The following is a 16,298-nucleotide window of genomic DNA, read 5'->3' on the forward strand; positions in this document are numbered from 1 at the left end:
AGCGAAGGCGCTGGTCAGCGCCTTCGTAGTGTGGTCTCGGTCGCTTGCAGCTCCTTGACCAGCAGCTCGGGCGTACCGGGCACGCAGATCACCTGGTCCTGCCCGTCGGTGTAGGTCAGCACCCTGCCCTGGCCCGCGATGTCGACAAGGGTCATCGGCGAGCTGCGCTTGGCCCGGTTCGGGCTGCCGTCCGGAAGCGCGACGTACACGGTGTGCAGCCCGGTGCGCTTGGCCCGCATCAGCCGGTCCAGTTGCTCCCCGGCGCCGGAACCCAGTGCCTGCTTCGGCACGGTCATCCGGGGGACGGGAGCGCCGGGTACCCGCGGCAGCAGGTCGACCAGGCCCTGTGCCAGCGCCTCCGGCCGGACCCTGTCGATGCGGATGTGGGCATCGTCGCGGAACAGGCGAACGGCCCGGCCGTCGGCGTCCGCCGCGGTCAGGATGGCCGCCGAACGGCCGGTCTCGACCTGGCCGACCCAGGCGTAGAACTCCCGCTCGGCCCTCGCAGCGACAGCGAGCAGGTCCCGGAACGGCTTGGTCACCGCGCCGCCGCGGGCCAGTCCGGCCCGGTTGAGGCCGTCGACGACCTTGCCCTCCAGCTCACGCAGGGTGTCCGCGTCGGCCCAGTTCTCCTCGGTCGCCAGCGCCGGGTGCACCGGGCCGAAGCCCTGCCACTTCCAGGCGTAGGTGAACGCCGTGAGCGGCAGCGTGATCGGCTGCTCCTGCGTGACGGTCATTCGCCGATCACCGGCGGCGCCGTGCGTTCATCCGTGCCGAAGATCTCGTCCGGGTCGCTTTCCTGGAGGAACGAGGCGCGCTGGTGCTCGCTGTCCTCGCCGCCCTGGCCACCCTGACCGGCGCCGCCCATGCCACCGCCGCCCATGCCGCCGGGACCACGCGAACCCGCGCCCTGACCGGCGCCACCCGGCCCGCCGGACCCCGGGCCGCCTGGCCCGCCGGGACCACCCGGCCCGCCCGCACCGGACATTCCGCCCGCGCCGGGCATACCCGCGCCACCACCGGGCATGCCGATGCCGCCGCGCATGCCGGCTCCGCTGCCGGACGGCATTCCGCCACCGGGCCCGAACCGGCCGGCACCGAAGTCGCCGCCACCGCCGCCACCGCGTGGACCGAAGCCGGGCGGCATCCCGCCGGGACCGCGCCCACCGGGGCCACCGCCGGGCATGCGGCCGGGGCCGCGCCCACCCGGATCGCCAGGGCCGCGGCCACCCGGCCCGGGACCGGGCATGCCGGGTCCGGGACCCCACGGGCCAGGCCCGGGCCCGGGGCCCGGCTGCCCGGGAAGCGGGCTGACGACCGGCGGGGGCGGGGGCGGGGTGGACGGCATGCCGGTGAACCCGGCGGCTGTCGTCCCGTCGTCGCCGGAACCCGGCATGCGGGTGTTCGGCTTCTTCTTGCCGTCACCGGGCATCCGCGGGTCGCGCCCGTCCTTGCCCTTCTTGGGCGGCTCGACCTTGAAGTCCGAGTTGGAGTAGCCGGGGACCTGGCCGTAGTCCTGGCCCATCTGGACCTTGTTGCCGTCGCTGGTCTGGACGTAGCGGCTGTAGGTCTCGCTGTTGCCCTGAACGGTCTGCTTGCGCTGGTTGATCGCGTCCTCGGTGTCGGTGTCCCACGGCGTGATGGAGTCCCACGCGTTCTTCTCCGGAGCGTCGTTGGACACCGGCTTCAGCGTGTTCTTCATGCCGTGGAAGCTCTCGATCTGGTTCTGCACGACCAGCGAGTTCGTCCCGAGCGTCTGTGAGGCGGACTGGGCGACGGTGGCCAGCGGCTGGATCCGGGCCCGCGCCGCCTCACTGGAGCCGCCCGTCCAGGCCGCCTCCAGCTTCGTGACCAGGTTGCGGGCGCCCCGCTCGATCGCCCGCTGCTCGTCGGACTGCTCCCTGCCGACCTGCTGTGCCTTCTGCAGGCTGGTGGTGTCGCCGCGCTGGATCATCTCGTACAGATCGCCGGGCTTGATCAGCTTGCCCTCGGCCTCGAGCTTCTTGATGTACTCGTCGAGGCCCTTCCAGACGTCACCGAGACTGCCGAACAGCCATCCCATCAGGCACCCCCGGACAGTCCGGCGACTGCCTTCTCCGCCACCTGCTTGATCGCTTCGCAGGCCTGGGCTTTACCCCGCTGGTTCTCGCCGAGCAGGACACCGACGTTGATCGCCTTGGTGTCGGAGATGCCGACCGCCATGTTGCAGCCGTACCAGTCGTCGGACAGCGACTTGTCGCGGTAGGCGACCGCCGGGAAGCCGCCGATCTGTGTCTCGTTCCAGACCCCCGAGGACGGCTTGGCGCGTTCGTACACAGAACTCAGCCCCTCGTCACCGTTGACGAACTGGACGTTCATCTTGGCGCTGGTGCTGTTCTCCCACTCGCAGCCCTTACCCACGTCGTCGTTGAGTGGAGCGCTCTTAGCGGATTCGCCGAGCAGTTCCTGGACGCCCGCGGGGTCGATCGTGGTGCACGGGTCGCGGTCGAGCACGGTATCCGCGAGCGGGTTGGGCACCTTCGGGGCGCCATTACGCGGTAGCCCCTGCGTGCCACCGGCGGCGTCCGAACTCGGGGCGGCGGAACTCGTTCCTGGCGCCGGCGTGGTCGCCTGGCCACTCGACTTGTCGTTGCCGCAGCCGGCGAGGAGCATCGCTCCCGCGGCGAGTACCAGAACCGTCTTGCCGGGGAGCTTCATCCGAGGGTGCCCGCCTTCTTCGCCACGTCCGCGTTGTTCTCGTCCTGCTCGGTTGTGATGCCGAGGGCCTTCTTGAGGTTCCCGATCAAGCCGCCCAGGTACTTCGACTGCAGCTGGAGATGCCCGAGGTAGAAGTTGCCGGTGCTCAGCGCCGCCTCCGTGTACCGAACACTGGCCGGGTCCTGGGCAGGCGGCTTGACCAGCTTCAGGGCGTCGGCACGGTACAGCTGTTCGTCGATGAGGTCGCGCAGGGTGGTGGCCTCCTTGAGCACGGCCTCCATCTCGCTCTTGCTCATGGAGAACTTGCCGTTCGCCCCGGCGCCGCTCGCGCCGCCCCCCGGCATCTGTCCCGCGGCGTCGTTGATCTCCCACGGCACGACGTCCCACCAGCTGCTGTCGGGCTGCTGCCACGTGGACACCCGGCTACCTCCCCAGTAGATCCCACTGCTCACTCGCAGCCTGAGGGTAGCCCAGTCCGTTACCACGTGTGGGCGAAACCCGCCAGCTCTCAGCGGACGTTCGCGCCCTGGTCGGAGCGCAGCGGCGTCAGCTCGGGACGCTTCGGACGCAGGCCGTCGCCCATGGACTCCCCGCGCAGGTGCCTGCCGATCCACGGCAGCAGGTGCGTCCGCGTCCACTCCAGGTCCGAGCGGCGCAGGCCGAGCCAGGTGGTCGGGTCGGCCTCCGGCCAGGGTTCGCGCCAGTCCGCCTCGGTCGTCACTTCCAAGACCTCGGCGGTACGCAACGCGATCCGCCGGTGACCCTCCGGTGTGAAGTGCAGCCGGTCGTCGCTCCACGCCCGCGGGTCGTGCAGGACGTGCATGGACCACAGGTCGACGACCCTGGTGCCGTGCCGGTTGGCGATCGACCAGAGCAGCGCGTTGTAGTAGCCGACCTTGCCGCGCAGCCGGTTCATCACCGACATCCGCTTGGTGTCCGGTCCGGTGAAGATCAGCACCTCGATGCCGGCCGCGCGCAGCTGCGCGACGCCCTCCTCCAGCTTGTCGGCGAGTGCGTCGAGGTCCACGCCGGGCACGACGAGGTCGTTGCCGCCCGCACAGATGGTCACCAGATCGGGCCGGAACTCCAGGGCCAGCGGGATCTGCTCGTCGATGATCTCGGCCATCAGCTTGCCCCGCAGCGCGGTGTTGGCGTACCGGAAGTCCGGCCTGCCCGCGGCGAGGATTTCGGCCAGCCGGTCGGCCCAGCCGCGGAAGCTGCCGTCCGGCAGCTGGTCGTTCAGACCCTCGGTGAAGCTGTCACCCACAGCGACGAAGCTGTTGAACCTGCTCACGTCCCGCTCTCCCTCCGGTCCATCCCCAGTAAAGTCCCGACCGACGCCGCGAACTCCCCACTTAAGCCCGCAACGCAGGTACGCCCCCGAATATGCCCCTCTGTGTTCGACCTACGCCACCGTCGGTTTGGTTTGACGTCATAGTTTCGTACGTTTATCGCTATCCTCGCATCCGCATTACTGCGTGTTGTGACCGTCGTCCCACCCCGGCCCGGGGCGAGACCGGAAGGTACTTTTCCGGCAGGCTGTCGGTGTGACCGAACCCGCGCGTGAATCGCTCGCTCAGGTGCTGGGCGGCCGCCGGGGTGCGCTGGACGCCAGCCTGCCGCCGGCGGCCTTCGTCGCCGGCTGGCTGATCGCGGACCGCTCGATCGAGTGGGGTGTCGGCGCCGCGCTGGCGGTGGCCGTCGTAGTCGGTGTCTTCCGCCTGGTGCGCGGGGAGAAGGCGCGGGCGGTCGTGGTGAGCATCGCCGCGGTGGCCGGCGGGGCGTTCATCGCGCTGCGCACCGGGCGGGCCGAGGACTTCTTCGTGATCCGGCTGTTGTCCAATGTGGCTAGTGCGCTGGCCTGGGCGGCGAGCATCGTGATCCGCTGGCCGCTGCTCGGCGTCGTGGTGGGCACGCTGCTCGGGCAGAAGACCCGCTGGCGGCGCGACCCCGACCTGCTGCGGGCCTACTCGCGGGCCAGCTGGGTGTGGGTGCTCGGCCAGTACACGCTGCGGGTGGTGGTCTTCGGCCTGCTCTGGTGGACCGGCCAGGTCACCGCACTCGGTATCGCCAGCACGGTGCTCACCTGGCCACTGGTGGCGGCGACGGTGGCCGGGAGCGGGTGGGTGCTCTTCCGCGCCCTGCCTGCCGACCACCCGGGTCTGCGCCACCCCGTACCCCGGACATGAGGCGGCCCCCGGCGAGGGGGGAGGGTCCGGGGGCCGCTGTCTACGTTACTCGTAAGAACCACTCTGAGTCGACGACCAGTTTTTCGGGCGCGCCGTGTCGGCGCCGAACGCGTCCACCGCGGCGAGCCACGCGGCGCCGAGAACGCCGTCCGCACTGGACAGAACATCCAGGCCGGAAAGGGCCGCCCGGACCCGTGCTCCGACCGGGCTGGATTCGCCCAGCACGCTGCCGACCAGCACAACCGGTGTGCTTTCGTCCGGTTCGCGAATGGCCTTCGCGTTCGCCGCGAGAAGTCCCGCCGCGCGGGACACGATGTCCTCCGCCGCGTCCTCCCCGGCTTCGTACGCGTCACTCACCAACGGCGCGAAACGAGCCAGCCGGATGGGCGATTCGAAGTTGCACGCTGTGATAAGCCGCCGGGAGACGGTCAGCCGGTCGGTTGTGGACAGTGCCGCGAGCGCCGCCTCGTCGGCCAGGTTCAGTGACTCCCGCAGCACGGCCGCCGGGAGGCCGGTCAGCGGGTGGTCCCTGCCGAGTGCCGCCAGCGTCGCGCGGACGGCCTCCCTGCCGATCCAGAACGCCGAGCCCTCGTCGCCGAGCAGCCAGCCGTAACCGCCGGACGTCGACACCAGCCGCCGGTCGCGGATGCGCCCGGCGATCGAACCGGTGCCCGCGACCAGGACGGTCCCGTCGGGCTCGGAGGTGGCCGACGCGAACGCGGCCTCCGCATCGGTCACCATCCGCACCCGCGTGCCCAGCTCCAGCGGCGCGTACGCGGACTCGAACACCTCCGCGACCGCCGGGTCGGTCAGCTTGCTCACCCCGGCCATGCCGACGACACACGCCCGCACCGCACCCGGGTCGGCCCCCTCCAGCGCGGCCTGGATGGCCTCGGCGATCCGGCCGGCCGCCACCTCGGGCGTGTGCGCGTTCGGGTTCGCGCCGCCGGACCGGCCGACGCCGAGCACGTCACCGGTCCGGTCGACCAGCAACGCCCGCGTCGACGTCCCGCCGGCGTCCACCCCGACGACCAACTCCTCGGCCACGCTGCCTCCCTCTCCGCCTGTTGTGTCGCGGACAGCGTGCCAGAAGCGTTATCGAGTCTTCGTGACCTTGTTCAGGCCCCGCGGGTTGTCCGGGTCGACGCCCCTGGCCAGCGACAGTCCCAGTGCCACCCGCTGCGCGGGCAGGATCTCCAGGATCGGTGACAACTCCTCGGCCGTCTCCGGCAGTGCGATGCGCACGTCGGCGGGAACGTCGGCGGCGGCCGAGCCGACGGCCACCACGTCGGCGCCCCGCGAGCTGACGGCGTCGAGCACGTCACCCATGGCGCCACCGCCCTTGCCGCGGCTGGTCACCGCGAGCACCGCGGTCTCCTCGTCGATGGCGGCGACCGGGCCGTGCAGCAGGTCGGCGCCGCTGTAGGCACGCGCGGCCAGGTAGCTGGTCTCGGCGAGCTTCAGCGCCGACTCCAGCGCCGTCGCGTAGGAGTAGCCACGGCCCGCGGTGATGACCCGGTTGACGAACCGGTAGCGGTCCACCGCGCGCTGCACGCTGTCCACGGAACCGTCCAGCGCCTGCTGGGCCAGCTCGCCGATGCCCTCGGCGTCGGCGCCCTTGCCACCGCGGACGGCGTCGATCAGCAGGTAGAGCGACAGCAGGGTGGCCGAGTAGGTCTTCGTCGCCGCGACGGCCTTCTCGGTGCCCGCGCCGATGTCGACGGCCAGCTCGGCCGCGCCGTGCAGCGGCGAGGACGGGGTGTTGCTGACCGCGACCGTCAGCGCGCCCCGCTCCCTGGCCGACGCGGTGAACTCGACGAGGTCCGGCGACCCGCCGCTCTGGCTGACGGTGATCAGCAGGACGTCCCGCAGGTCGGGCTGGGCGCCGTAGAGGGTCACGGTCGAGGGCGAGACGAGGCCGGCCGGCAGCCCGAGAAGTACCTCGATCAGGTACTTCGCGTACAGCGCCGCGTGGTCGCTGGAGCCCCTGGCCGCGAGCAGTGCGAACCTCGGCGGGCGCTTGGCGATGGCGTCGGCCACCCCGGCGATGTCGGACCGGCGGTCGAGCAGGCCGGCCAGCACGGCGGGCTGCTCGGCGATTTCGGCGGCCATGTGGACGCCCGGACGGTCACCCTGACTGGTCATCAACTCTCCCTCGTTAAGGTCTAGACCAATGGTATCCCGGTCGCCTATTTGCGGGTAAGGGTACTTTCACGTCGGAGGAGTGGAGTCGCGTCGGAGCGCTGAAGGGCAAGGAGTTGGTCATGTTGGAGACGACCCCGGCAGGGGAGACCGGTGCGGTCACCGGCGCACGCGGTCAACGCGAGCCCAAGTACTGGGCGCTCAAGCAGCATCTGCTCGACCTGCTCGACGCCATGCCGCCGGGCTCGCCGATCCCCACCGAGCGTGCCCTGGCGGGGGAGTTCAACGTCTCCCGGACGACGGTGCGCCAGGCGCTGGCCGACCTGACCGTCGAGGGCAGGCTGCACCGGGTGCAGGGCAAGGGCACCTTCGCCGCCGAGCCCAAGCTCGCCCAGCGGCTGCAGCTGTCGTCCTACACCGAGGACATGCGTGCGCAGGGCAGGGAGCCCTCGTCGAAGCTGCTGGAGATCGACGAGATCCCGGCCGAGGGCGACCTGGCCAAGCTGCTCGCGCTGCGGGCCGGCGCGAAGGTCCTGCGGATGCGCAGGCTCCGGCTCGCCGACGCCGAGCCGATGGCACTGGAGACCACCCACCTGCCGCTGGGCCGGTTCCGCGGGCTGCGCAAGCACGTGTCGGCAGGCGGCTCGCTGTACGCGGTGCTGCGGGAGCAGTACGGCGTGCAGATGCAGCGGGCCGAGGAGACCATCGAGACCGCGCTGGCCGGCCCGCAGGAGGCCGAGCTGCTCGGTGCCGACGTCGGGATGCCGATGCTGCTGCTCTCGCGGCACTCGTTCGCCGAGGACGGCAAGCCGGTCGAGTTCGTGCGCTCCATCTACCGGGGCGACCGCTACAAGTTCGTCACGACGCTGAACCGTCCGTGACGACCCCGGGCAACGGCGGCACCGTCCGCTGGGGGACCGCCACGGCGCGAGGCGTGCTGGCCACCACGATCATCGGGTCCGGCATGGCGATGCTGGACGGCACGATCGTCAACGTCGCGTTGCCCAGGATCGGCGAGGAGCTGACGGCCTCCGTCGCCGGCCTGCAGTGGATCCTCGACGGCTACCTGCTCTCGCTCGCGGCGCTCATCCTCATCGCCGGATCGCTCGGCGACCGCTACGGCAGGCGCCGGGTGTTCGTCATCGGCGTGATCTGGTTCGGCGCGGCCTCGGTGCTGTGTGGCGTGGCCGTGTCCACCGAGATGCTGGTCGCCACCCGGATCCTGCAGGGGGTCGGCGGCGCGTTGCTGACGCCCGGGTCGCTGGCGATCCTGCAGGCGGCCTTCGCGCGAGCGGACCGTCCGCGTGCGATCGGTGCGTGGTCCGGGCTCGGCGGCATCGCCGCGGCGATCGGCCCGCTCGTCGGCGGCCTGCTCGTGCAGTTGTGGTCGTGGCGGCTGGCCTTCCTGATCAACCTGCCGCTCGCGGTGGTGTGCGTGTGGCTGGCCCGCCGGTACGTGCCGGAGTCCTGTGACGAGCAGGTCCAGGGCCGACCGGACGTGCTGTCCAGCGTGCTCGGCGCGGTCGGCCTCGCCGGGGTGACCGCCGCGCTGGTCGAGGCGCCGGTCCGCGGGCTCGCCGACCCGCTGACGCTCGGCTGCGCCGTGGCCGGCCTGCTCGGGATGGCCGCCTTCGTCGTGCTGCAGCGGCGGCTGGCCGACCCGCTGGTGCCGCCGTCGCTGTTCCGGGACCGGACGTTCACCCTGTCCAACGGGCTGACGCTGGTCGTCTACGCCGCGCTGGGCGGCATGTCGATGCTGCTGGTGATGCAGCTGCAGGTGTCACTGGGCTACTCGCCGACCGCCGCGGGCATGGCGTCGCTGCCGATCACCGTGGTGATGCTCCTGCTGTCGGGCCGTTCGGGTGCGCTGGCGCAGCGGATCGGCCCGCGGGTGCAGCTCGTCGCCGGCCCGCTGCTGATCGCCGCCGGGTTCCTCCTCCTGCTCCGCGTCGCGCCCGGCGCCGGTTACCTGGACACCGTCCTGCCCGCCGTCACCGTGTTCGGGCTGGGCCTGGCCGTCGTCGTCGCCCCGGTGACGGCGACCGTGCTGGCCGCCGCGCCGGACCACCACGCCGGGGTGGCCTCCGGGGTCAACAACGCCATCGCCCGCGCGGGCAGCCTGCTCGCCATCGCCGTGCTGCCCGCGGCGGCGGGCCTCACCGGTGCCGCCTACACCGACCCCGCCGCCCTCACCGCGGGCTGGCGGGTGGCGATGTGGGTGTGCGCGGGCCTGGCCGTCGCCGGTGCTCTGCTGGCGCTCGGCGTGAACAACCGGGTGCTGGCCGAGCCCGAACCCGAGCCGGAGCCCGCCGAGTGCCTGCACTGTGCGGTCGACGGGCCACCCACTCAGATCGGCCTAGCCCAGGATCGAGGCCAGTAGCGCCGGGTCGATGTTGCCGCCGGAGACGACCGCGACCGTGCGCCCGACGGGCAGCTGCTCGCGGTGGAACAGGTACGCGGCGGCCGCCGTCGCGCCGCTCGGCTCGGCGACCAGGTGAGCCCGGGTGGCCAGCACCCGCACGGCCGCGCGGATCTCGTCCTCGCTGACCGTGACGACCCCGTCGAGAACCTCCCTCAGGTGGGCGAACGTCAGCTCGGACGGCTGCGACCGCAGGCCGTCGGCGATGGTGCGGGCGCGGTCGTCGACCGGCCAGTCGACCCGGCTGCCGGTACGCAGGCCCTCGGCGGTGTCGGCGGCCAGTTCCGGCTCGACGCCGAACACCTTCGCGTCCGGGCACAGCGCCCGGATCGCGGTGCCGATGCCCGAGGCCAGCCCGCCGCCGCTCACCGGGATCAGCACGACCTCGACGTCCGGCAGGTCCTCGGCGATCTCCAGGCCGATCGTGCCCTGGCCGGCGATGACGTCGGGGTGGTCGAACGGCGGGATCAGGGTGAGCCCGCGTTCCTCGGCCAGCGCGTACGCCGCCGACTCCCGCTCGCCGATCGGTACCTCGACGACCTCGGCGCCGTGGGCCGCGGTGGCCTCCACCTTCACCCTCGGCGTGCTGTCCGGCACGACGATGACCGCCGGGATCCCGAAGCGCTTGGCCGCCACGGCGGCCGCCTGGGCGTGGTTGCCACTGGAGTAGGCGACGACCCCGCGCTGCCTCGCCGGCTCCGGCAGCGCCGCGACGGCGTTGTACGCGCCGCGGATCTTGAACGCGCCGATCCCTTGCAGGTTCTCGGCTTTGAGCCACAACGGCCCCTGATCCGCCCACTGCTGTTCGAGCAGCGGGGTGCGGATCGCGGTGCCCGCGATCCGGCCGGCCGCGGTGCGGATGTCGTCGATGGTGACCAGTCGCATGTCCCCATTATGTCAAGGTTTCGTGAACCCGTGCGCGTCTATTGTGGACGGTCGGAGTGGTGGCGCTCACCCTCGGGCAACGTGGGGAGCATCTCGCGCGCCTTAATCGTTGAGATTGAAGAGCGGGTGAACGGGCTATTGACGAGGGATATGAGCGAAGAAAAGTCGTCCGAGGAGAAGTCTGGGCTGAGACCGGCGCAGATCGCCGCCGCCGCACTGGCCGCGGTGACGGCGGCGCTGCTGGGTTCGACCCTGGGGGTCGCCGGCACGGTCGTGGGTGCCGGCCTGGCCAGTGTGATCACTACCGTCGGTAGTGAGCTGTACCTGAAATCGTTGCATCGCACCAAGCAGGCCGCGCTGAAGGCGCGCGAGATGACCGTGCGGCGCACGCGTGAGTTCCCCGCGGCGCAGGCACGGGCGGAGGCGCCGGAGGACCCCGAGGCGACGCGGCTGATCGAGCCACCGGCGGAGGAGGAACAGAAGGACACCTCGCCGATGAGCAGGCTGCGGCGGCTGCGCTGGCCGTTGATCATCGGCACCAGCGTGCTCGCGTTCGTCGCGGCCATCGTGCTGATCACCGGGTTCGAGGGGGTCACCGGCAAGTCGCTGTCCGGCGGCGAGGGCACGACGTTCGGCAAGATCGTGGGCGGCGGCGGTCAGCGCGGCGGTGAGCACGAGCAGGTGCCGTCCGAACGGCCGACGGCGCCACCGGCCTCGCCGACCACCACCACGGCGCCGCCGACCACCGAGTCGTCCGAGCCGCCGACGTCGACGTCGAAGCCGCCGCCCAGCTCGACGACCAGCCAGTCGCCGACGAGCAGCGCGAAGCCGACGCAGAGCGCGCCGCCGGTGTCACCCCAGAGCGGCTCGTAACGCCGCCGCTGCCGCGGCGGGGTCCTCGGCCTCGGTGATCGCGCGGACCACGACCACCCGCCGGGCCCCCGCGGCCAGCACCTCCGGCAGCCGGGCGTGGTCGATGCCGCCGATCGCGAACCACGGCCGGGCCGGAGCGGCCGCCGCGGTCGCACGGACCAGGTCGAGGCCGGGGGCGGAGCGGCCCGGCTTGGTCGGCGTCGGCCAGCACGGGCCGGTGCAGAAGTAGTCCACTCCCGGCTCGGCCGCCGCCGCGTTCGCCTGTTCGGCCGAATGGGTGGACCGGCCGATGACCACGTCGTCGGCCACGATGCGCCGGGCCACCGTGACAGGAAGGTCGTCCTGGCCGAGGTGCAGGACGTCGGCCCCGGCCGCCAGCGCGACGTCGGCCCGGTCGTTGACCGAGAGCAACGCGCCGTGCTCGGCACACGCCTGCGCGACGACCTCCAGCGCGGCGAGTTCCTCGCGGGCTTCCAGGCCCTTGTCCCGCAGCTGGACGATGTCCACGCCACCGGTCAGCGCCGCGTCGACGAACTCCGCGAGGTCGCCGCGCTCCGACCGCGCGTCCGTGCACAGGTAGAGCCGTGCGTCGTCGAGTCGTTGCCTGATCTGATCACCCTGCAGCCCTGGCATGGCCGGAACGGTACCCGGCTTTGTTATGGTGGAAGGCGTCCGCACGGGAGCCTGGCGAGCAGGCTGAGAGGGAGCCGAATCCGCTCCGACCGTGGAACCTGATCCGGGTCATGCCGGCGCAGGGAGCGTGATCACGTGCGTAATCCACAGCAGGTGGCGGTAGTCGGCGCCGGTGTCGTTGGGCTGGCCGTCGCGTGGCGGGCCGCGTCCGCCGGGTACCGCGTCACCGTCTTCGACCCCGATCCCGGCTGTTCGGCGTCCTGGGTCGCCGGCGGCATGCTGGCGCCGGTCACCGAGGCGTGGCCCGGCGAGGAGGACGTGCTCGAGCTGGGCGAGGAGTCGCTGCGCCGCTGGCCGGACTTCGCCGCCGAGCTGGGCGACGTCGGCCTGTCCACGGCCGGCACGGTCGTCGCGGCACTGGACCGGGGCGACGCCGACCAGCTCGACGTGCTGGCCGGGTACCTGTCCCGGGCGGGCCGCGAGGCCGAGCGGGTGACCGGCCGCGAGCTGCGCAAACTCGAACCCGGCCTGGGCAGCGTGCGCTCCGGCCTGCTGGTGCCGGGCGACCTCGCCGTCGACAACCGGCGTCTCCTGCGTCTTTTGCGGGCTAAAGCCGGCGCGGAGTTCGTCGAGGCCGAGGTCACCGGGCTGGCCGGGGACCACGTCGAGACCGGTGAGGGGATCAGGGCGTTCGACGCCGTGGTGCTCGCCGCCGGCGCCCGCAGCGGCAGGCTGCACCCCGCGCTGGCCGACGTTGTCCGGCCGGTCAAGGGCGAGATCCTGCGGCTACGGCCCCGCCGGGGCAGCCTGCCCCCGCCCGGCCGGACGGTGCGGGCGGTCGTCGAGGGCAGGCCGGTCTACCTGGTGCCGAGGGCCGACGGCGAGCTGGTCGTCGGCGCCACCCAGTACGAGGCCGGGTTCGACACCGCCGTCACCGCACGCGGGGTACGCGAGCTGCTGGAGGCCGCGGAACGCGTCTTTCCCTCGGTGGCCGAGTACGAGCTGGCCGAGACCGCCGCCGGGCTGCGGGCGAGCAGCGTCGACAACCTGCCCGTCCTCGGTGAGCTGCCGGACGGGGTCTACGCCGCGGCCGGGCATCACCGCAACGGACTTCTGCTGGCGCCGGTCACCGCGGACGCCGTGCTGGCCTGGCTGGCGGGCCGGCCGGTACCGGACTGGGCGGTGCCGGCGAGCCCGGACCGACTGCGAAGGGAGCCTGTCGATGCGCGTTGAGATCAACGGCGAGACACACGAGTTCACCACCGGCACGACGTTGCTCGCGGCGCTGGAGACGGCGGCGACGACGCGACCCGGCGTCGCGGTCGCGGTGAACGGCGAGGTCGTCCGCAGGGCGGACTGGCCGGACCACGTTCTGGACGACGGCGCCAGCGTCGAGGTGCTGGCCGCGGTGCAGGGAGGTTGACATGACCGACGGAGACCAACTGGTGATCGGCGACCGCAAGCTCGGCTCGCGGTTGATCATGGGCACCGGCGGCGCGAGCAGCCTCGCCGTGCTGGAGCGTGCGCTGGTGGCGTCCGGTACCGAGCTGACCACCGTCGCCATGCGCCGGGCCGACGCCGAGGGCGGCTCGGGGGTGCTGGAACTCGTCCGCCGGCTCGGGATCGAACTGCTGCCGAACACGGCGGGCTGCCGCAGCGCCGCCGAGGCCGTGCTCACCGCCCAGCTCGCGCGGGAGGCGCTGGAGACCGACCTGATCAAGCTGGAGGTACACGCCGACGACCGCACCCTGCTGCCCGACCCGGTCGAGACCCTGGAAGCCGCCGAACGGCTCGCCGCCGACGGGTTCACCGTGCTGGCCTACACCAACGACGACCCGGTGCTCGCGCTGCGGCTGGAGGAGGCGGGCTGCGCCGCCGTCATGCCGCTGGGCTCGCCGATCGGCACCGGCCTGGGCATCCGCAACCCGCACAACATCGAGCTGATCGTGGCCAGGGCCGGGGTGCCGGTGGTGCTGGACGCGGGCATCGGCACGGCGTCGGAGGCCGCGCTGGCGATGGAGCTGGGCTGCTCGGCCGTGCTGCTCGCGACCGCGGTGACCCGGGCGGAGGACCCGGAGCGCATGGCCGCGGCGATGCGCGCGGCGGTCACCGCGGGCAGGCTGGCCCGCGGTGCCGGGCGGATTCCTCAGCGGTTCTGGGCGCAGGCGTCGAGTCCGCCGCGCTGACCCCGGTATGGTGGACGGAACGTTTTGACCGTTCGGGGAAGACCCGCGTCGCGTCCGGAGACGCTGCGGTAAGGAGCGTGAGGTGACCACGTCACCAACTCAGGACGACGTCCCGGGGCGGCTTTTCCTGGCCGTGGGCAGGCTGTCGCGGTCGTTGCGGCAGGCAGGCGCGCCAGGTCCTGGCCATGGCGCGATCTCCGCGCTCGCCACCCTCGTCAACCACGGGCAGATGCGGCTCGGTGACCTGGCGGCCAAGGAGGGGGTGGCCGCGGCGACCATGTCGCGGATAGTGGCCGCGCTGGTCGAGGCTGGATACGTCCGGCGGGAGTCCGACCCGGTCGACCGCAGGGCCTGGCTGGCCACCGCCACCGACGAGGGCGAGCGGATGGTGTCCGGCGTGCGGTCCACCAGGATTCAGGAGCTGGGCAAGCGGATCGACCGGCTGAGCGACGAGCACCGCGACGCCCTCGTGGCGGCTCTGCCCGCGCTGGAAGCCTTGCTGGTGGACGGCGACTGAAAGTCCCCCAATGTGGCATTGGGGGACTTCAAGTTCCCCAATGCCACATTGGGGGCGCAACGGGAGCCGCATTGGCGGCGCCCCGGACGTCAGGGCACCGGGTCGCCCCGGCGCAGGGCCGCCACCTCGGCCCGCAGCGCGCGCAGCTCGTCGAGGATCCGCTGGTTGGCCTCGTCCTGCGCCTCGGTCTGCCGCTTCTCCTCCTCGCGGATCTCGTCGCGCAGCTCGTCCTCCATGGCGCTCACCACGACGGCGATGAACAGGTTCAACACCGCGAAGCTGGACACCAGGATGTAGATCACGAAGAAGATCCACGCCATCGGAGCTTCCCGCATGACCTCCTTGGCGATGTCCGGCCAAGCCTCGCCGGTCATCACCTGGAACAGCGTGAACAGCGACGTGCCGAGGTCGCCGAAGTTGTCCGGCGAGATCGTGCCGAACAGCTTCGTCGCCATCACCCCGGCCACGAAGATGATCAGCGCGAGCAGTGCCGCGATCGACGCCATGCCGGGGACCGCGGCGAGCAGGCCGGAGACCACCTTGCGCATCGACGGCACCACGGAGATCAGCCGCAGTACCCGGAGCACCCGCAACGCCCGCAGCACCGCGAACGGGCCGGTCGCGGGGACCAGCGCGATACCGACCACGATCAGGTCGAAGATGTTCCACGAATCGGCGAAGAATCTGCCCCGGTAGGCGTAGAACTTCAGCAGCAGCTCGACGACGAAGATCGCCAGCGCGATGTAGTCCAGCGTGTGCAGCAGGCCGCCGTGGCTGCCCAGGATGCTCGGCGAGGTCTCCAGGCCGAGCGTCACCGCGTTGAAGATGATCACCGCGATGATGAAGTTGGTGAACCTGCGGCTCTCGACGATCTTCGCTACCTGTTGCCGCCTCACGCGCAGGATCGTAGCGAGGTCAACGTTGTTCGGGGGCAAGTCGCCAGAAAGCTGAGACGGGGCCCACCTTCGCGCCCATCGGGTAGGAGTGCGCGACCGCGTTGCTGACGAACCACTTGCCGAACCGCGCGGCCTCGGGCACCGACATGCCCCTGGCCAGCCCGGCGGTCAGCGCCGACGCCATCGCGTCACCGGCGCCGTGCGTGTGCGGGGTGTCGTAGCGCGGGCCCGGCAGCTCGGTGAACTCCGCACCGTCGTAGAGCACGTCCACGCACTCCGGGTCGGTGACCAGGTGCCCGCTCTTGACCAGGACGTACCGCGGCCCGAGCGCGTGCAGTGCCACCGCGGCCTCCCGCATCTGCGCCCGGTCGGTGACGTCCATGCCGGTCAGCAGCCGGACCTCGTCCAGGTTCGGGGTGAGCACCGCGGCCCTGGGCAGCAGCAGTTCCCGCAGCGCGGCGAGGCCGTCGGCGTCGAACAGCGGGTGGCCGTGCATCGAGGCCGCGACCGGGTCGACGACGAACGGGATCGCCGTGTCCCGCCCGATCCCCGCGGCGTCACACGCCTGCGCGACCGCCGTGATGATCTCGCCGGACGCCAGCATGCCGGTCTTGGCCGCACCGACCGGCATGTCGTCGGTGACGGCCTTGATCTGGCCGGCCACGATGTGCGCAGGCACGTTCGAACTGTCGTGCACACCGAGCGTGTTCTGCACGGTCACCGCGGTGACGGCGACCAGGCCGTGCACCCCGCAGGTGAGGAACGTCCGCAGGTCTGCCTGCAGCCCTGCCGCTCCGCCGGAGTCGGAACCGGCGATGGTCAGGGCCGCTGGCGGGCTGACAGCTGTGCTCATGCCCCACA

At 71.9% G+C, this 16,298-nt stretch carries 19 protein-coding genes and 1 riboswitch; of the genes, 8 read left to right on the forward strand and 11 right to left on the reverse strand.

The genetic code is table 11. The annotated features are described in order from the left end of the window. Positions 1 to 14 precede the first annotated feature (14 nt). From EWH70_RS22645 to EWH70_RS22665, 5 genes are read right to left on the reverse strand one after another with little or no spacing between them, the layout of a single operon-like run. Positions 15 to 737 carry an ESX secretion-associated protein EspG gene (locus EWH70_RS22645; protein ID WP_130477484.1) on the reverse strand — a complete coding sequence of 241 codons (723 nt, stop codon included), beginning with the start codon at positions 735 to 737 and terminating at the stop codon, positions 15 to 17. Next, on the reverse strand, positions 734 to 2,062 hold the full coding sequence (locus EWH70_RS22650) for a hypothetical protein (protein WP_130477485.1): 1,329 nt from the start codon (positions 2,060 to 2,062) through the stop codon (positions 734 to 736). The genes EWH70_RS22645 and EWH70_RS22650 overlap by 4 nt, the downstream gene beginning before the upstream one ends. Further along, complete coding sequence (locus EWH70_RS22655) at positions 2,062 to 2,697, reverse strand: DUF3558 domain-containing protein (protein WP_130477486.1); 636 nt, start codon at positions 2,695 to 2,697, stop codon at positions 2,062 to 2,064. The genes EWH70_RS22650 and EWH70_RS22655 overlap by 1 nt, the downstream gene beginning before the upstream one ends. Further along, complete coding sequence (locus EWH70_RS22660) at positions 2,694 to 3,149, reverse strand: hypothetical protein (RefSeq protein ID WP_130477487.1); 456 nt, start codon at positions 3,147 to 3,149, stop codon at positions 2,694 to 2,696. Before EWH70_RS22660 ends, EWH70_RS22655 begins: the two co-directional genes overlap by 4 nt. A 56-nt stretch (positions 3,150 to 3,205) precedes the next feature. Beyond that, entirely contained in the window at positions 3,206 to 3,991 is a 786-nt protein-coding gene (locus tag EWH70_RS22665) for an SGNH/GDSL hydrolase family protein (RefSeq protein ID WP_130477488.1), read from the reverse strand. A gap of 253 nt (positions 3,992 to 4,244) precedes the next feature. On the opposite strand from EWH70_RS22665, the gene EWH70_RS22670 reads away from it, so the two are divergent. Beyond that, positions 4,245 to 4,886 carry a DUF3159 domain-containing protein gene (locus EWH70_RS22670; protein ID WP_130477489.1) on the forward strand — a complete coding sequence of 214 codons (642 nt, stop codon included), beginning with the start codon at positions 4,245 to 4,247 and terminating at the stop codon, positions 4,884 to 4,886. 45 nt (positions 4,887 to 4,931) lie between these two features. Here EWH70_RS22670 and EWH70_RS22675 read toward each other — a convergent pair whose 3' ends face one another. Further along, positions 4,932 to 5,933: an N-acetylglucosamine kinase gene (locus EWH70_RS22675; protein ID WP_130477490.1), complete on the reverse strand. Its 1,002-nt coding sequence runs from the start codon at positions 5,931 to 5,933 to the stop codon at positions 4,932 to 4,934. Between the two features lie 48 nt (positions 5,934 to 5,981). Next, positions 5,982 to 7,031, reverse strand: a complete 1,050-nt coding sequence (locus EWH70_RS22680) for an SIS domain-containing protein (RefSeq protein WP_165436366.1) — start codon at positions 7,029 to 7,031, stop codon at positions 5,982 to 5,984. A gap of 119 nt (positions 7,032 to 7,150) precedes the next feature. On the opposite strand from EWH70_RS22680, the gene EWH70_RS22685 reads away from it, so the two are divergent. Then, positions 7,151 to 7,909, forward strand: coding sequence for a GntR family transcriptional regulator (locus EWH70_RS22685; protein ID WP_130477492.1), 759 nt, complete (start codon positions 7,151 to 7,153; stop codon positions 7,907 to 7,909). Beyond that, on the forward strand, positions 7,906 to 9,408 hold the full coding sequence (locus EWH70_RS22690; protein ID WP_276320574.1) for an MFS transporter: 1,503 nt from the start codon (positions 7,906 to 7,908) through the stop codon (positions 9,406 to 9,408). The genes EWH70_RS22685 and EWH70_RS22690 overlap by 4 nt, the downstream gene beginning before the upstream one ends. Here the strand turns inward: EWH70_RS22690 and EWH70_RS22695 are convergent. Beyond that, positions 9,385 to 10,332 (reverse strand): threonine ammonia-lyase, encoded by a 948-nt coding sequence (locus tag EWH70_RS22695; RefSeq protein WP_130477493.1) that lies wholly within the window; start codon positions 10,330 to 10,332, stop codon positions 9,385 to 9,387. The two genes, EWH70_RS22690 and EWH70_RS22695, sit on opposite strands and share 24 nt — an antisense overlap. Positions 10,333 to 10,482: 150 nt before the next feature. On the opposite strand from EWH70_RS22695, the gene EWH70_RS22700 reads away from it, so the two are divergent. Continuing rightward, positions 10,483 to 11,205, forward strand: coding sequence for a hypothetical protein (locus EWH70_RS22700; RefSeq protein WP_130477494.1), 723 nt, complete (start codon positions 10,483 to 10,485; stop codon positions 11,203 to 11,205). Here the strand turns inward: EWH70_RS22700 and thiE are convergent. Continuing rightward, complete coding sequence (gene thiE, locus EWH70_RS22705) at positions 11,185 to 11,838, reverse strand: thiamine phosphate synthase (protein WP_130477495.1); 654 nt, start codon at positions 11,836 to 11,838, stop codon at positions 11,185 to 11,187. The two genes, EWH70_RS22700 and thiE, sit on opposite strands and share 21 nt — an antisense overlap. Positions 11,839 to 11,871: 33 nt before the next feature. Continuing rightward, positions 11,872 to 11,980, forward strand: a riboswitch (TPP riboswitch). On the opposite strand from thiE, the gene thiO reads away from it, so the two are divergent. From thiO to EWH70_RS22725, 4 genes are all read left to right on the forward strand, one after another. After that, positions 11,974 to 13,071 (forward strand): glycine oxidase ThiO, encoded by a 1,098-nt coding sequence (gene thiO, locus EWH70_RS22710; RefSeq protein WP_130477496.1) that lies wholly within the window; start codon positions 11,974 to 11,976, stop codon positions 13,069 to 13,071. (Overlaps the previous riboswitch by 7 nt.) After that, entirely contained in the window at positions 13,061 to 13,261 is a 201-nt protein-coding gene (gene thiS, locus EWH70_RS22715; protein ID WP_130477497.1) for a sulfur carrier protein ThiS, read from the forward strand. Before thiO ends, thiS begins: the two co-directional genes overlap by 11 nt. A gap of 1 nt (position 13,262) precedes the next feature. After that, on the forward strand, positions 13,263 to 14,024 hold the full coding sequence (gene thiG / locus EWH70_RS22720) for a thiazole synthase (RefSeq protein WP_130477498.1): 762 nt from the start codon (positions 13,263 to 13,265) through the stop codon (positions 14,022 to 14,024). 82 nt (positions 14,025 to 14,106) lie between these two features. Beyond that, positions 14,107 to 14,541, forward strand: a complete 435-nt coding sequence (locus EWH70_RS22725; protein WP_130477499.1) for a MarR family winged helix-turn-helix transcriptional regulator — start codon at positions 14,107 to 14,109, stop codon at positions 14,539 to 14,541. A gap of 89 nt (positions 14,542 to 14,630) precedes the next feature. Here the strand turns inward: EWH70_RS22725 and EWH70_RS22730 are convergent, their stop codons facing one another. Further along, positions 14,631 to 15,437 (reverse strand): ion transporter, encoded by an 807-nt coding sequence (locus tag EWH70_RS22730; protein WP_130477500.1) that lies wholly within the window; start codon positions 15,435 to 15,437, stop codon positions 14,631 to 14,633. Between the two features lie 19 nt (positions 15,438 to 15,456). Next, a complete protein-coding gene (thiD, locus tag EWH70_RS22735; protein ID WP_130477501.1) occupies positions 15,457 to 16,290 on the reverse strand; it encodes a bifunctional hydroxymethylpyrimidine kinase/phosphomethylpyrimidine kinase in 834 nt (277 codons plus the stop codon). Between the last annotated feature and the right edge of the window lie 8 nt (positions 16,291 to 16,298).

Origin of the sequence: Amycolatopsis suaedae (assembly GCF_004214935.1) — a bacterium.
GTDB lineage: Bacteria > Actinomycetota > Actinomycetes > Mycobacteriales > Pseudonocardiaceae > Amycolatopsis > Amycolatopsis suaedae.

Excerpts from the sequence above, each read along its gene's own strand:
- thiS (WP_130477497.1), top strand. The coding sequence starts at position 13,061 with ATGCGCGTTGAGATCAACGGCGAGACACACGAGTTCACCACCGGCACG.
- EWH70_RS22645 (WP_130477484.1), bottom strand. The coding sequence starts at position 737 with ATGACCGTCACGCAGGAGCAGCCGATCACGCTGCCGCTCACGGCGTTC.
- EWH70_RS22695 (WP_130477493.1), bottom strand. The coding sequence starts at position 10,332 with ATGCGACTGGTCACCATCGACGACATCCGCACCGCGGCCGGCCGGATC.
- thiG (WP_130477498.1), top strand. The coding sequence starts at position 13,263 with ATGACCGACGGAGACCAACTGGTGATCGGCGACCGCAAGCTCGGCTCG.
- EWH70_RS22650 (WP_130477485.1), bottom strand. The coding sequence starts at position 2,062 with ATGGGATGGCTGTTCGGCAGTCTCGGTGACGTCTGGAAGGGCCTCGAC.
- thiE (WP_130477495.1), bottom strand. The coding sequence starts at position 11,838 with ATGCCAGGGCTGCAGGGTGATCAGATCAGGCAACGACTCGACGACGCA.
- EWH70_RS22680 (WP_165436366.1), bottom strand. The coding sequence starts at position 7,031 with ATGACCAGTCAGGGTGACCGTCCGGGCGTCCACATGGCCGCCGAAATC.
- thiD (WP_130477501.1), bottom strand. The coding sequence starts at position 16,290 with ATGAGCACAGCTGTCAGCCCGCCAGCGGCCCTGACCATCGCCGGTTCC.
- EWH70_RS22700 (WP_130477494.1), top strand. The coding sequence starts at position 10,483 with ATGAGCGAAGAAAAGTCGTCCGAGGAGAAGTCTGGGCTGAGACCGGCG.
- EWH70_RS22685 (WP_130477492.1), top strand. The coding sequence starts at position 7,151 with ATGTTGGAGACGACCCCGGCAGGGGAGACCGGTGCGGTCACCGGCGCA.
- EWH70_RS22655 (WP_130477486.1), bottom strand. The coding sequence starts at position 2,697 with ATGAAGCTCCCCGGCAAGACGGTTCTGGTACTCGCCGCGGGAGCGATG.